Annotated in this window: 11 protein-coding genes; 7 read left to right on the plus strand and 4 right to left on the minus strand. The window is 70.7% G+C overall.

Features of this window, described 5'->3' with window-relative positions; genetic code table 11:
- Window positions 1-79 precede the first annotated feature (79 nt).
- On the minus strand, window positions 80-1,468 hold the full coding sequence (locus tag QQM72_RS32765) for a M16 family metallopeptidase (RefSeq protein WP_314224457.1): 1,389 nt from the start codon (window positions 1,466-1,468) through the stop codon (window positions 80-82).
- Window positions 1,465-2,814, minus strand: a complete 1,350-nt coding sequence (locus QQM72_RS32770; protein ID WP_314224458.1) for a M16 family metallopeptidase — start codon at window positions 2,812-2,814, stop codon at window positions 1,465-1,467. Before QQM72_RS32770 ends, QQM72_RS32765 begins: the two co-directional genes overlap by 4 nt.
- A 269-nt stretch (window positions 2,815-3,083) precedes the next feature.
- Here QQM72_RS32770 and QQM72_RS32775 point away from each other — a divergent pair, with 269 nt between their 5' ends.
- Complete coding sequence (locus QQM72_RS32775) at window positions 3,084-5,558, plus strand: DNA gyrase/topoisomerase IV subunit A (protein ID WP_314224459.1); 2,475 nt, start codon at window positions 3,084-3,086, stop codon at window positions 5,556-5,558.
- On the opposite strand, the gene QQM72_RS32780 is transcribed toward QQM72_RS32775, so the two are convergent.
- Window positions 5,555-6,616, minus strand: coding sequence for a CobW family GTP-binding protein (locus tag QQM72_RS32780; RefSeq protein ID WP_314224460.1), 1,062 nt, complete (start codon window positions 6,614-6,616; stop codon window positions 5,555-5,557). The genes QQM72_RS32775 and QQM72_RS32780 overlap by 4 nt on opposite strands.
- A 561-nt stretch (window positions 6,617-7,177) precedes the next feature.
- Here QQM72_RS32780 and QQM72_RS32785 point away from each other — a divergent pair.
- The 6 genes from QQM72_RS32785 to QQM72_RS32810 all read left to right on the plus strand — a co-directional run bounded on the left by QQM72_RS32785 (window position 7,178) and on the right by QQM72_RS32810 (window position 13,288).
- Window positions 7,178-7,417 carry a hypothetical protein gene (locus tag QQM72_RS32785; protein ID WP_314224461.1) on the plus strand — a complete coding sequence of 80 codons (240 nt, stop codon included), beginning with the start codon at window positions 7,178-7,180 and terminating at the stop codon, window positions 7,415-7,417.
- A 153-nt stretch (window positions 7,418-7,570) separates the two neighbouring features.
- Entirely contained in the window at window positions 7,571-8,269 is a 699-nt protein-coding gene (locus QQM72_RS32790) for a DUF6082 family protein (protein WP_314224462.1), read from the plus strand.
- A 72-nt stretch (window positions 8,270-8,341) separates the two neighbouring features.
- Window positions 8,342-9,592, plus strand: a complete 1,251-nt coding sequence (locus QQM72_RS32795) for a citrate synthase (RefSeq protein ID WP_314224463.1) — start codon at window positions 8,342-8,344, stop codon at window positions 9,590-9,592.
- A 276-nt stretch (window positions 9,593-9,868) separates the two neighbouring features.
- Entirely contained in the window at window positions 9,869-10,810 is a 942-nt protein-coding gene (locus tag QQM72_RS32800; protein WP_314224464.1) for a sucrase ferredoxin, read from the plus strand.
- Between the two features lie 130 nt (window positions 10,811-10,940).
- The gene (locus tag QQM72_RS32805) at window positions 10,941-12,611 is read left to right on the plus strand and encodes a sensor histidine kinase (RefSeq protein WP_314224465.1); all 1,671 of its coding nucleotides are present in this window, start codon (window positions 10,941-10,943) and stop codon (window positions 12,609-12,611) included.
- Window positions 12,608-13,288: a response regulator gene (locus QQM72_RS32810; RefSeq protein WP_314224466.1), complete on the plus strand. Its 681-nt coding sequence runs from the start codon at window positions 12,608-12,610 to the stop codon at window positions 13,286-13,288. The genes QQM72_RS32805 and QQM72_RS32810 overlap by 4 nt, the downstream gene beginning before the upstream one ends.
- Before the next feature lie 78 nt (window positions 13,289-13,366).
- Here QQM72_RS32810 and QQM72_RS32815 read toward each other — a convergent pair whose 3' ends face one another.
- A complete protein-coding gene (locus QQM72_RS32815; protein WP_314224467.1) occupies window positions 13,367-14,428 on the minus strand; it encodes an ABC transporter substrate-binding protein in 1,062 nt (353 codons plus the stop codon).
- Between the last annotated feature and the right edge of the window lie 19 nt (window positions 14,429-14,447).

The following is a 14,447-nucleotide window of genomic DNA, read 5'->3' on the forward strand; positions in this document are numbered from 1 at the left end:
GCATCAATTCGGACATAGGGAAGCCCTGGTGACGCTTTCGCCGACCAGGGCCCCCACAAGCGCGTGCCGTTGCCGGGACCTACTCCGCGGACACGACCTTCACCTCGCCGATGCCGAGGGCCTCGACCGGCTCCTTGATCTGGGCCGCGTCACCGACCAGCACGGTCACCAGTCGGTCCACCGGGAAGGCGTTCACGGCCGCCGCGGTGGCCTCCACGGTGCCGGTCGCGGCGAGCTGCTGGTACAGCGTGGCCTGGAAGTCGTCCGGCAGGTGCTGCTCGACCTGGTCCGCCAGCGTGCCGGCGACGGCCGCGGCGGTCTCGAACTTCAGCGGCGCCACACCGACCAGGTTCTGCACGGCGACGTCACGCTCGGCGTCGGTCAGCCCCTCGGCGGCGAGGGTACGCAGCACCTTCCACAGGTCGTCCAGGGCGGGGCCGGTGTTCGGGGTGTCGACGGAGCCGCTGATGGCGAGCATCGCGGCCCCCGTGCCGTCGGGGGCGGACCGCAGGACCTGTCCGAACGCGCGGACCCCGTAGGTGTAGCCCTTCTCCTCGCGCAGGACACGGTCCAGCCGGGAGGTGAGGGTGCCACCGAGGCAGTACGTGCCGAGCACCTGCGCGGGCCACACACGGTCGTGCCGGTCGGCGCCGATCCGGCCGATCAGCAACTGCGTCTGGACGGCGCCCGGACGGTCCACGATGACGACCCGGCCGGCGTCGTCGGCGGTCACCGGCGGCACGGGCCGCGCCTGGGCCGAGGAGCCCTTCCAGGCGCCCAGGGTGTCGCCGAGAAGCGCCTCCAGGCCGACACCGGTGAGGTCGCCGACGACCACGGCGGTGGCCGTGGCGGGACGGACGTGCCTCTCGTAGAAGGCGCGTACGGCGGCGGAGTCGATCTTCTCGACCGTCTCCGCGGTGCCCTGGCGCGGCCGCGACATCCGCGCGGTGGCCGGGAACAGCTCCTTGGAGAGCTCCTTGGCGGCGCGCCGGGAGGGGTTGGCCAGCTCGTGCGGGATCTCGTCCAGGCGGTTGCGGACGAGGCGCTCGACCTCGCTGTCGGCGAACGCGGGGGCCCTGAGGGCGTCGGCGAGCAGACCGACGCCCTTGGCCAGGCGCGAGGCCGGCACTTCGAGGCTCAGCCGGACACCGGGGTGATCGGCGTGCGCGTCCAGAGTGGCGCCGCAGCGCTCCAGTTCGGCGGCGAACTCCTCGGCGGAGTGCTTGTCGGTGCCCTCTGAGAAGGCCCGCGCCATGATCGTGGCGACGCCGTCGAGGCCGGCCGGTTCGGCGTCCAGGGGTGCGTCGAGGAGGATCTCGACGGCGACGACCTGCTGGCCGGGACGGTGGCAGTGCAGCACGGTCAGGCCGTTGGCCAGCGCGGTGCGCTCGGGCGCCGGGAACGCCCACGGCCTGGCCTCGCCCGCCCGGGGCTGGGGGTGGAAGTCCATCGTGGCGAGCTCGGTCACCGGGCCGCCTCCTCGTTCTCGTCCTGGTCGGCGGGGGCTTCGGCGGCGGTCGGCTCGTAGACGAGCACCGCTCGGTTGTCGGGGCGCAGGCGGGCCTTGGCGATCTCCTGCACCTCGTCCGGCGTCACGTCCAGCACACGCTGGACGGCGTTGAGGGCGAGCTGCGGGTCGCCGAACAGGACGGCGAACCGGCACAGTTCGTCGGCGCGGCCGGCGACCGTGCCGAGCCGGTCGAGCCACTCGCGCTCCAACTGCGCCTGTGCACGCTCCATTTCCTCGGCCGTGGGGCCCTCCTCGGCGAACCGGGCGAGCTCCTCGTCGATGGCGGCCTCGATGACGGGCACCTCCACGTCACCGGACGTCTTCACGTCCAGCCAGCCCAGGGAGGGCGCTCCGGCGAGCCGCAGCAGGCCGAAGCCGGCCGCGACGGCCGTACGGTCGCGGCGCACCAGCCGGTTGTAGAGGCGGGAGGACTCGCCGCCGCCGAGGACGGTGAGCGCCAGGTCGACGGCGTCGCACGCGCGCGTGCCGTCCTCGGGCAGGCGGTAGGCGGCCATCAGCGCGCGGGCCGGCACCTCCTCCTCGACGATCTCGCGCAGCTGCTCGCCGATGACGTCGGGCAGCCCGCCGTCACGGGGGGCGGGCTTGCCGTCGTGGCCGGGGATGGAGCCGAAGTACTTCTCGACCCAGGCGAGGGTCTGCTCCGGGTCGATGTCACCGACCACGGAGAGGACCGCGTTGTTGGGCGCGTAGTACGTGCGGAAGAACGCGCGCGCGTCCTCCAGGGTCGCCGCGTCCAGGTCGGCCATCGAGCCGATCGGCGTGTGGTGGTACGGGTGGCCTTCCGGGTAGGCGAGAGCGGTCAGCTTCTCGAAGGCCGTGCCGTAGGGGACGTTGTCGTAGCGCTGGCGGCGCTCGTTCTTGACGACGTCGCGCTGGTTCTCCATCGACTCGTCGTCCAGCGCGGTGAGCAGCGAGCCCATGCGGTCGGCCTCCAGCCAGAGGGCGAGCTCCAGCTGGTGGGTGGGCATGGTCTCGAAGTAGTTCGTGCGCTCGAAGCTGGTGGTGCCGTTGAGCGAGCCGCCGGCCCCCTGGACCAGCTCGAAGTGCCCGTTGCCCTTGACCTGGCCGGAACCCTGGAACATCAGGTGCTCGAAAAGGTGAGCAAGACCCGTACGCCCCTTGACTTCGTGGCGTGAACCGACGTCGTACCAGAGGCACACCGCCGCGACGGGGGTCAGGTGGTCCTCCGAGAGCACCACGCGCAGGCCGTTGGCCAGACGGTGCTCGGTCGCTGTCAGGCCCCCGGAGCCTGCCTGGGCTGTGGCCGTGTGACCCATGGGCATGTACGTCCCTTCCGATCGCGGACGCGGTCGTCGAAACCGCGGTTTTCCTGCCGGTCCTGCCACTGTATGCAAGCGTGCGGACGGTCCGCGAAGTTCCCGGACGACATACGCCGAGAGCGAGATCGCGTAGCCTGCGGGCAGCCGTGGAGGAGATGCCTCTGCGTTCGGGCCGGACGGCCGACGCCGGGTCCCGCCCGCGCTGTCAGTGCCACGGTCCACAATGGTCCGCGTCAGATCCCGTATCACGCCCCAGCAAGGAGCCGGCAGCGATGGCCCGCCGCAGCACGAAGACCCCGCCGCCCGACGAGTCGTTCGAGGAGCGGATCCTCGACATCGACGTCGTCGACGAGATGCAGGGCTCCTTCCTCGAGTACGCGTACTCGGTCATCTACTCCCGCGCCCTGCCGGACGCCCGTGACGGCCTCAAGCCGGTGCACCGCCGCATCGTCTACCAGATGAACGAGATGGGCCTGCGCCCGGAGCGCGGCTATGTGAAGTGCGCCCGGGTCGTCGGCGAGGTCATGGGCAAGCTGCACCCGCACGGTGACGCGTCGATCTACGACGCCCTGGTGCGGATGGCCCAGCCCTTCTCGATGCGGGTACCGCTGATCGACGGCCACGGCAACTTCGGCTCGCTGGGCAACGACGACCCGCCGGCCGCCATGCGGTACACCGAGTGCCGTCAGGCCCAGGCGACGAGCCTGATGACGGAGTCGATCGACGAGGACACCGTCGACTTCTCGCCCAACTACGACGGCCAGGAGCAGGAGCCGGTGGCACTGCCCGCCGCCTTCCCGAACCTGCTGGTCAACGGCGCGTCCGGGATCGCGGTCGGCATGGCCACCAACATGCCGCCGCACAACCTGGGCGAGGTCATCGCGGCCGCCCGCCACCTGATCCGCTACCCCGGCGCGGATCTGGACGCCCTGATGAAGTACGTTCCGGGCCCCGACCTGCCCACCGGCGGCCGGATCGTCGGCCTCTCCGGCATCCGGGACGCCTACGAGAACGGGCGCGGCACGTTCAAGATCCGTGCCACGGTGTCGGTGGAGACCGTCACGGCCCGCCGCAAGGGCCTGGTCATCACCGAACTGCCCTTCACCGTCGGGCCCGAGAAGGTCATCGCCAAGATCAAGGACCTGGTCGGCTCGAAGAAGATCCAGGGCATCGCCGACGTCAAGGACCTCACCGACCGCGCGCACGGTCTGCGCCTGGTCATCGAGATCAAGAACGGCTTCGTGCCGGAGGCCGTCCTGGAGCAGCTGTACAAGCTGACCCCGATGGAGGAGTCCTTCGGCATCAACAACGTGGCGCTGGTCGACGGCCAGCCGCTCACGCTGGGCCTCAAGGAGCTCCTGGAGGTCTACCTCGACCACCGCTTCACCGTGGTGCGCCGCCGCAGCGAGTTCCGCCGCAGCAAGCGCCGTGACCGGCTGCACCTGGTGGAGGGCCTGCTGACGGCGCTCGTCGACATCGACGAGGTCATCCGGCTGATCCGCTCCAGCGACAACAGCGCGGAGGCGAAGCAGCGCCTGATGGAGCGCTTCTCGCTGTCGGAGATCCAGACCCAGTACATCCTGGACACCCCGCTGCGCCGGCTCACCAAGTACGACCGCATCGAGCTGGAGTCGGAGAAGGAGAAGCTCAACGAGGAGATCGCCGAGCTGACCCGGATCCTGGACTCGGACGCGGAACTGCGCAAGCTGGTCTCGGCCGAACTGGCCTCGGTGGCCAAGAAGTTCGGCACCGAGCGCCGTACGGTCCTGCTGGAGTCGTCGGGTACCACGGCCACCGCCGTGCCCCTCCAGGTCGCGGACGACCCGTGCCGTGTCCTGCTGTCCTCCACCGGCCTGCTGGCCCGCACGGCGAACGGCGAGCCCTTCACGGAGAACGCCGAGGACGCCGAGGACGGGGGTGGCAAGCGCACCAAGCACGATGTGATCATCTCGGCGGTGTCGGCCACCGCGCGCGGGGAGATCGGTGCCGTCACCTCCTCGGGCCGCCTGCTGCGGATCAACGTCGTCGACCTGCCGCAGCTCCCGGACACGGCCTCGGCGCCGAACCTCTCGGGCGGCGCCCCGCTGGCGGAGTTCGTCTCCCTGGAGGGCGACGAGACGGTGATCTGTCTGACCACGCTCGACGAGTCGTCACCGGGCCTGGCCATCGGCACGGAACAGGGCGTCGTCAAGCGGGTCGTGCCCGACTACCCGACCAACAAGGACGAGCTGGAGGTCATCACCCTGCGGGACGGCGACCGGATCGTCGGTGCCGTCGAACTGCGGACCGGCGAGGAGGACCTGGTCTTCATCGCCGACGACGCCCAGCTGCTGCGCTATCAGGCCTCGCAGGTGCGTCCGCAGGGCCGCGCGGCGGGCGGTATGGCGGGCATCAAGCTCACCGAGGGCGCGAAGGTCATCTCGTTCACGGCCGTGGATCCCGCGGTGGACGCGGTGGTCTTCACGATCGCGGGCTCGCGCGGAACCCTGGACGACTCCGTCCAGACGACCGCCAAGCTCACCCCGTTCGACCAGTACCCGCGCAAGGGCCGCGCCACGGGCGGTGTGCGCTGCCAGCGGTTCCTCAAGGGCGAGGACTGCCTGTCGCTGGCCTGGGCGGGTCCCGTACCCGCCAAGGCCGCGCAGAAGAGCGGCCTCCCGGCCGAGCTGCCGGAGATGGACCCGCGCCGTGACGGCTCGGGCGTGTCGCTGACCAAGACGGTCTCGGTGGTGGCCGGGCCGGTCTAGGCCTCGGCCTCCTGAAAGGCCTCGCCGTCGGGGGCCTGCACGTAGCGCAGGACGCCCCACATGCCGTGCTCGTCGGCGTGTGGGGCGTCGTCCTTGCACGCCTCGAGTTCCTTGCCGAGGGCCACGGCGTCAGTGCCGGATCCGATGAGTACGAGCTGGGTCAGGCGGGCGTCGGCGGCCGGCCAGGGTTCCGGGTAGAAGCGGAGGAAGCGCCCGACGGCATGCACGGCGTACCGGTTGGCCGGGTCGTGCGGACCGAAGTCGACATACCCCTTGATGCGGTACAGCCCCTCAGGCCTGCTGTCGAGGAACTCCATCAACCGGCGGGGGCCGAGCGGTACCTCGGAGGTGAAGGAGAGGCTGTCGTAAGAGCTGTGGAGGTGGTCGGCGTGATCGTCCCCGGAGCGGTCGTGCAGGTCGTCGAAGGAGAGCTGCCCGACACGCTCCTCGCCCGGCCGGCAGTCGAAGAGGAACTCGGGGTCGACACGGCCGAAGGTGGCGGGGACGACGGCGGCCCGGTCGGTGAGCGAGTGGACGAGCCCGAGGACCCGGTCGGCGTCGGACGCGCGGTCGAGTTTGTTCACCACGACGAGGTCGGCGAGGGCGAGGTGCCGGTCGATCCCGGGGTGCTTCGTCCGGGTCTCTTCGAACTCGGCGGCGTCGACGACCTCGACGAGCCCGCCGTAGACGATGCCGGGATGCTCACTGGCCAGCACCATACGCACGAGTTCCTGGGGCTCGGCGAGACCGCTGGCCTCGATGACGATCACATCGATACCGGCGGCCGGCCCGGCGAGCCGTTCGAGGTACACGTCGAGTTCGCCGGCGTCGACGGCGCAGCACAGACAGCCGTTGCCGAGGGAGACGGTGGAGTCACCGAGCGCACCGGCCACGGCCATGGCGTCGATCTCGATGGCGCCGAAGTCGTTCACGATCGCACCGATGCGGCTGCCGCCGCTGCGGTGCAGGAGATGGTTGAGCAGGGTCGTCTTGCCGGATCCGAGGAATCCGGCGAGTACGACGACCGGGATCTGCTGCGGACTGCGGCTCTGCGACACGTGCGACCTTTCCGAAACCTACGCGTGCACCGGCGCGCGGCCCGGGCGCGCGTACGAGGATTGACTGCCGCCCCAGGATACGAGCCGTGGGAATCACCGCGAAGTGAACGATTGTTAGCAGCATCCGCGGGGCAGATCCTGGGCAAGGCGCCCTGGCGTGCGACCCTCGCTTCCCTCCGTGCGCCTCCCCTCCGCCTCCCCCGCCGATCAGAGCCGCTCGGCACTCTGGGAGACGGCAAGCGCCGCCCACCGCTCGCCGGTCCCCGTCACGCCCACCCGCACCCCGACGACCGGCGCACGGCCGCTCGATCGGGGAGCGACCGAGCACTCAATGACGGGTCCTCGACTCTCATACGGCACATCCCGGACACCTGCTTGGTAACGAACGGCCCAAGCTCGCCAACACCGGCCGCGTCAGTAGGTTTTACTGCCTCACCAGCGGAGCGATTCCACAAGAATCGCCCACTCCCGCCGAGGCGCGAGACGCCCTACAGGGCCGCTTCCCGCACACCTTGTCCTACCGCCGCCCAGGCCTCGAGCCATGGACCAGAGGGAACAGCAGTGAGTGAAATCGTCCGACGGATCGGCGCTCCCCCGCGTGCGCGAGGAAGCGTTTCGGGCGCGAACTGCCCCGACATCTTCGAACTGAGCGACGGGAACTTCGCCGTCATCGGGACGGACGCCACAGAGAAGCTGGACGGAGAACTTCCGTCCGATGCGTCGCGAGGCCCAAAGGAGCGGATCGTTGTGATCACCAGGGCGACTCTCGTCCGCGCCAAGATGGACATTCCCGACATCTAATCCATGTGGCCGCGCCTTTGCGGTCATGGACCGGCCCGGTAAACCGGCGCAGTGAAGGGCCTGCGTCCCTGCGACGCAGGCCGGCCTCCTACGGCGTGGCCCGGTTCCCGGGAATGCACACCGGAACGATTCTGCAGACCTGGGGAGGACGACGTGGAGCATCAACCGATAGGACGTTCACTGCTCCGGATATCAGCATGGAGCGTCGCGACCGCCGTCTGCGCCGCGGCCATCGGGGCTGCGTCCATTGTGATGAGCGGTTGGCTTCTCGCTGGCGTAGAGGAGGCCAACGGAGGACGACACGCCGCTGCGGAGCGCAGTGCCATCGGGGACTATTTCGGCGGAATAAGTGCCGTTTTCTCAGGAATGGCCCTGCTGCTGCTCGTCGCCACGCTGATGTTCCAACAGCGGGAGTTGCGGCTGCAGCGTCATGAGCTCTCCATGCAACGTCAGGAGCTGGTTTCCTCCCGAGATGAGCTGCGCCGGAGTGCCGAGTCGGACATGCGCGCTCTGCACGTTCAGTTGACCCAGATGGCGATGGACGATCCCGCCCTTGCCGACGTCTGGAACGACTACCCCGGCGAATCCACCGAAGTAGTGCGCCAGCATCTGTTCGCCAACCTTGTCTTCGGTCACTATCTGCTCACTTACCGGTGGGGAGGAAGCACCGAAGCGGAGGTACTGGTGTACGCGCGCTCCCTGGTCCGAAGCGCGCCATTTCAGCGGTACTGGGAAGCTTCGCGCGCCGCAAAGGAAGAACTTCCTGCAGACAGTGCCGAAGGCCGATTGTTCCGGCTGTTCGAGCAGGCAATCCGAGAAGCACAGGACGGTGGTGCACCTACACCGCATTAGCCCACCGCATCCGGAAACGGATCTGTTCACATTGGCCGAGTCCACACCTGTTCCGTGGATACGGTGACCCCCATGCGCGATCACGAACCCGGCCCCCTCGAACGACGGCTGAGCACCAAGGAGGCCGCCGAACTGCTCGGTGTGAAACCCGAGACCGTGTACGCGTACGTCAGTCGTGGCCGGCTGAGCAGCCGGCCCACGCCCGGGGGCCGGGGCAGCACCTTCGACACCACGGAGGTCGAGGCGCTCGCGCGGCGCAACAAGCGGGAGAGCAGCGGGATTCCGGGTTCCGGGGCGGGACTGTCCGTACGCACGCGCGTCACCTTCATCGACCAGGACCGCTACTACTTCCGGGGCGTCGACGCGGTCGAACTGGCCTCCCGGCACTCCTACGAAGAGGTCGCGGAGTGGCTGTGGACCGGTCGGTTGCGGCCCGGCGTCACCTTCACCGCGCCCGAGGCATCCGTCGAGGCCGCCCGACGCGTCGTCGAGGCACTGCCCGAACACACCGGGCCCACCGACCGGTTGCGGGTCGCCGCGGTCGCCGCCGCGGCCTCGGACCCGCTGCGGTTCGACCTGTCCGAGGACGCCGTGCTCGGCACCGCGCGCATCCTGATCCCCACCCTCGTCGCCGCCCTGCCCCCGAAACTGCCCACGCACCGCGACGAAGGCCCGCTCGCCCTGCGCCTGTGGGGCCGACTCAGCGGACGGCCCGCCGAGAGGGCACAGCTGCACGTCCTCGACACGGCGCTCGGCCTGCTCGTCGATCACGACCTGGCCGCCTCGACGCTCGCGGTGCGTGTCGCCGCTTCGGCCCGTGCGCACGCCTACGCGGCCGTCTCCGCCGGGCTCGGAGTGCTCGAGGGACCGCTGCACGGCGCGGCCGGGGGCCTGGCCCACCGCATGCTGCTCGAGGTGCTCGACGTCGGCAGTGCCGCCCCGGTGATCGCCGAGGAGCTGCGCGCGGGCCGCCGCATTCCGGGTCTCGGTCACCGGCTGTACGCCGGCGAGGACCCACGCGCGCGTGCCCTGTTCGCCCTCCTGGAGGAGATTCCCGCCGCCGGGCCCGCCCTCGCCGCGGCCCGGGACATCGTGGCCACGACCGCGCGCCACGCACCACTGCACGCCAACGTGGACCTGGCGCTCGCCGTTCTCACCGCGTCCTGCGGCATGGAGTCCTCGGCCAGCGAGACGATCTTCGCCGTCGCCCGTACGGCGGGCTGGATCGCCCACGCCCTGGAGGAGTACGGCGAACGTCCGCTGCGAATGCGCCCGAGCGGGCACTACGTGGGGCGGAAGCCGCCCCAGCCGCTGCCGAAGTAGGAGGACCGCGCAAGCCGCCGCGCGAGCGGGCTCGCGTCACCGTTCAGGGCGCCACCCCCTGCTCGGTGCCACCCCCTGCTCGGTGCCATCCCCGCTCGGGTGTCATCGGCGCTCGGACGCCGCCCCTGCTCGGGCGGCGGCACCGCTGCGACCAGGGACGACGATCGGGCAGGCCAGGCTGCCCGTCCCTCGCCGCACGCGCACGCGTACCCACACGGCCGAGCACATACCCCGGCCGGAAGCCGCACTCCGGCAAGTCAGGTTAGGCTCACCTCTGTGAGTACGTGCACGACCGTCTCGCGGGATCTCGAAGAGCCCGTTTCCGGAACCGCGGCCACGGCAACGACCTGGCTCCTCCTGGAACAGCCCGGCCCCTGGGGCGCCGAAGCGCTGGTGTCGAGCCATCTGGACCCGGCCCTGGGCCGAGCCCTGGATGCCGCCGCGCGGGACACGGGCGTACGCGTCGCGCTCATCCGGCGCCCCGGGCGCCACGCGGACTTCGGCGCACCGGCCCTGCGGCAGGTGTACGCGGCCCACACCGTCCCCGGAAACGTGTGGCTGCGCAGCGCCGCCACCCGCGACCCACGGCAGCTGCTGGACCTCGATTTCGCCGCGCTCGGCAGGGGCGACCACCGCACCTTCGACACGGCACTGCGGGGCGGGCCCCACACGGGCGACCCGCTCGCCCTGGTCTGCACCAACGGCAAGCGCGACCGCTGCTGTGCGCTCCTCGGCCGTCCGCTGGCCGCCCAGCTCGCCGCCTCGGGGGTGCGGGGCGCCTGGGAGGTCACCCATCTGGGGGGGCATCGCTTCTCCCCCACCCTGCTCGTCCTCCCGTACGGGTACGCGTACGGCCGCGCCGATGCCCATGCCGTCAAGGAGGCCCTGCACGGCGTCAGGGACGGGCGCATCGTCGTGGAGGGGTGCCGCGGTTGCTCAGCCTGGGAGCGGCCCGGCCAGGCGGCGGAACTGGCGGTGCGCTCGGCGACCGGAGAGGACGCGGCGGAGGCGCTGAGCGTCGTCCGGACCACGGGCGGCGCGCCGCGCTGGGAGGTGACCGTCGCGCACCGGGACGGACGCCACTGGCAGGTCGTCGTGGACCAGGGCGCCGCACTGCCGCCCCGGCCGGAGAGCTGCGGCGCCTCGGTCCTCGGTTCACCCGCGCGGATGGACGTCGTGGCGGTACGCGAGCTGGCCGGAACGGCCCTGGTGGGCTGACACACCTCCGGACGCCGTGCGGCCGCACCCCTTGCAGGGCACGGAGGAATCGTTTCCTCTTGAGTCGGTCAAGAGATCCACACCACCCAGCCCTACGGCTGCGCCGGTCCACCCACGTACCGTCTTGGGTATGAGCCCCACTCCCCCCGCCCGCCGCCTGCGCCTCGGCATGCCGCGGCGCATGTTCTCGCAGGTCCTGCTCATGCAGCTGACGATCGCCGCGGGAGTCGTGGTGCTCGCGACCGGGCTGTTCCTCGCTCCGCTCAGCGATCAGCTGGACGACCAGGCGATGCGCCGCGCCCTCGCCATCGCGCAGACCACCGCGGCTGTGCCGCAGATCGCCGAGGACCTTCGGAGCACGCGGCCGTCGGTCGACGGACCGGTGCAGCACGAGGCCGAGCGGATCCGCAAGGCCAGCGGCGCGGAGTACGTCGTGGTGATGGACCTGCACGGCACCCGCTGGTCGCACGCCGACCCCGAGCAGGTCGGTGGCCATGTGTCGACGGACCCGAGCCAGGCCCTGGCGGGCAAGGACGTCATGGAGATCGACAGCGGCACCCTGGGCCGCTCGGCCCGGGGCAAGGTGCCCCTGCGCGACGGCGACGGCAGGATCATCGGCGCGGTCTCGGTCGGCATCGAGTACGACAGCGTGCGCGCCCGTCTGATCCACGCGATCCCAGGACTGTTCGCCTATGCGGGCGGGGCCCTCGCCGTGGGCGCGCTGGCCGCCTGGCTGATCTCCCGGCGGGTCCAGCGACAGACCCGCGACCTGGCCTTCTCGGACATCTCGGCACTGCTCGCCGAACGTGAGGCGATGCTGCACGGCATCCGGGAAGGTGTCGTCGCCCTGGACCGCGCCGGCCGCGTCCGGCTGCTCAACGACGAGGCCCAGCGCCTCCTCGGCATCGGGGAGGAGGCGGTGGGCGCTTCGCCCGACGAGGCGCTCGGCGACGGACGTACGGCCGATGTCCTGGCGGGCCGGGTGACCGGCACGGACCTGATCGCCGTCCGCGGACAGCGCGTCCTGGTCGTCAACCGCATGCCCACCGACGACGGCGGCGCCGTGGCCACCCTGCGCGACCGCACCGAGCTGGAGCAACTCGGGCGCGAACTCGACTCGACGCACGGCCTCATCGACGCGCTGCGCGCCCAGGACCACGAGCACGCCAACCGCATGCACACGCTGCTGGGGCTGCTCGAACTGGAGATGTACGACGACGCGGTGGACTTCGTCGGGGAGGTGGTCGGCGATCACCGGGCGACCGCCGAGCAGGTGACCGAGAAGATCGAGGACCCGCTGCTCGCCGCCCTGCTGGTGGGCAAGGCGACCGTCGCTGCCGAGCGCGGTGTCGCCCTGTGGGTCTCCGATCGCACCCGGCTGCCCGATCGCCTGATCGACCCGCGCGGGCTGGTCACGGTCGTGGGCAACCTCGTGGACAACGCGCTCGACGCCGTCGGGGGCAAGCCGCACGCGCGCGTGGAGGTCGAACTGCGCGCGGAGGGCCGTACCGCGGTCCTGCGAGTGCGCGACACCGGCCCGGGCATCCCGGCCGAGCAGCGCGAGTTGATCTTCACCGAGGGCTGGTCCACGAAGAAGCCCCCGGCGCACGGCAAGCGCGGGATCGGGCTCTCCCTGGTGCGCAGGCTCGCCGAGCGGCAGGGCGGCCACGCCACGGTGGACGAGGCGGACGGCGGGGGCGCCGAGTTCACCGTCGTCCTGCCCGAGGCACTCACCGAGCCCGACCTGGAACCCGCGCTGGCGGCACCGGCGAAGAGCACCGCCGAGGAGGAGGCGCGATGATCGAGGTCCTGGTCGTGGACGACGACACCCGGGTCGCCCAGGTCAACGCCGCCTACGTCGGGAAGGTCCCGGGCTTCCACGTCGCCGGCGAGGCCCACAGCGCGGCCGAAGCGCTCCGTCAGCTCGAGCTGCTGCCCCGCCTGGACCTCGTTCTGCTGGACCACTACCTGCCCGACGAGACGGGTCTCGAGGTCGTCCAGGAGATGCGCCGGCGCGGCCACCAGACGGACGTGATCATGGTGACCGCCGCGCGGGACGTCACGACGGTGCAGGCCGCGATGCGCCAGGGTGCCCTCCAGTACCTGGTGAAGCCGTTCGCCTTCGCGGGTCTGCGCGCCAAGCTGGAGGCGTACGCCGAGCTGCGGCGGACGCTCGACGGCGGCGGGGAGGCCGAGCAGGCCGATGTCGACCGCATCTTCGGCGCGCTGTCCGCCTCCTCGGAGCCCGGTCTGCCCAAGGGCCACTCCCCCACCACCGCCGAACTCGTACGCCAGTCCCTGATGAACGCCGAAGGGCCCCTCTCGGCCCAGGAGATCGCCGACCGGACCGGGGTGAGCCGCCAGACCGCCCAGCGCTACCTGAAGCTCCTGGAGCGCACGGGGCGGGCCCGGCTGACCCTGAAGTACGGCGACGCGGGCCGCCCGGAACACCGTTACGTGTGGGCGACCCGCGCCTGAAGGGCACGGTCCTCGGGGGCGGGGGAAGGAACGTGCCCCTCCTGGGATACGGATCCCGGCCCGCCGCCTGCTCGACCGTCAGCCCACGGCCTTCTCGACGAACTCGGTCGTGTAGGTCTTGCTCAGGTCCACGTCGGCGTTCTGGATGTTGGGGTTGAAGGCCTTGAGGACCTTCTCGACGGTCTCGGGACCGTTCTTGGGCATCACGCCGTCCTTGGTGAACATCGGCAGCGTGTTCTTGATGGCCACCGAGTACAGCAGCTTGTTCCCCTGGGAGTAGTCCGTCGGCATCTTCTCGGCGATCTCGGCCGCGCTGTGGGTGGACATCCACTTGAGCGTCCTGACGAATGCATTGGCCAACTTCTGGACGGTCTCCTTGTGACTGTTGACCCAGTCCGTCTGCATGTACAGGCTTGACGAGGGATACGGTCCGCCGAGCGCGTCCTCGGAGCCCTGCGGGGTGCGCATGTCGAGCAGGACCTTGCCGGCCTTCTTGTCCAGGATGGTCGCCACGGTCGGGTCGGTCGTCATACCGCCGTCGATGGCGCCCTGCTGGAGCGCGGCGATGAAGGTCGGCCCCGCGCCCACGGCGACCGGGGTGAACTCGCTGACCTTCACGCCGTTCTTGACCGCGAGGTACTTGGTGAGGAAGTCGGTCGAGGACCCGAGACCCGTGACGCCGAGTTTCCTGCCCTTGAAGTCCTCGGGCGAGGTGATGTCGCCCTCTGCCTCGGTGGAGACGATCTCCACCTCACCGGGCGCGTGCGAGAACTGCACGACGGACTCCACCTCCTTGCCCTTCACCTGAAGGTCGAGGGTGTGGTCGTAGAAGCCGACGGCTCCCTGCACCTGGCCCGAGACGAGCGCCGTCTCGGCCTGGACGCCGGCCGGCTCGCTCAGCATCTCGACGTCCAGGCCCTCGGCGTCGAAGTAGCCCAGGCGCTGGGTGAGCATGGCGGGCAGGTAGATGACCTTGTCCAGGCCACCGACCATGATCTTGACCTTGGTGCCCTTGCCGTCTCCCTTGCCACCGGACCCCGTGGACGCGGTGCTCGCCGCGTCGTCGGCACAGGCGGTGAGCGAGGAGAGGGCGAGCAGACCGGCGGCGGCCAGGGCCGTGTATCTGGCGGTTGTGCGCATGGCGGGTTCACGTCCTTGT

This window comes from Streptomyces zaehneri, assembly GCF_032248645.1.
Lineage (GTDB): Bacteria > Actinomycetota > Actinomycetes > Streptomycetales > Streptomycetaceae > Streptomyces > Streptomyces coriariae.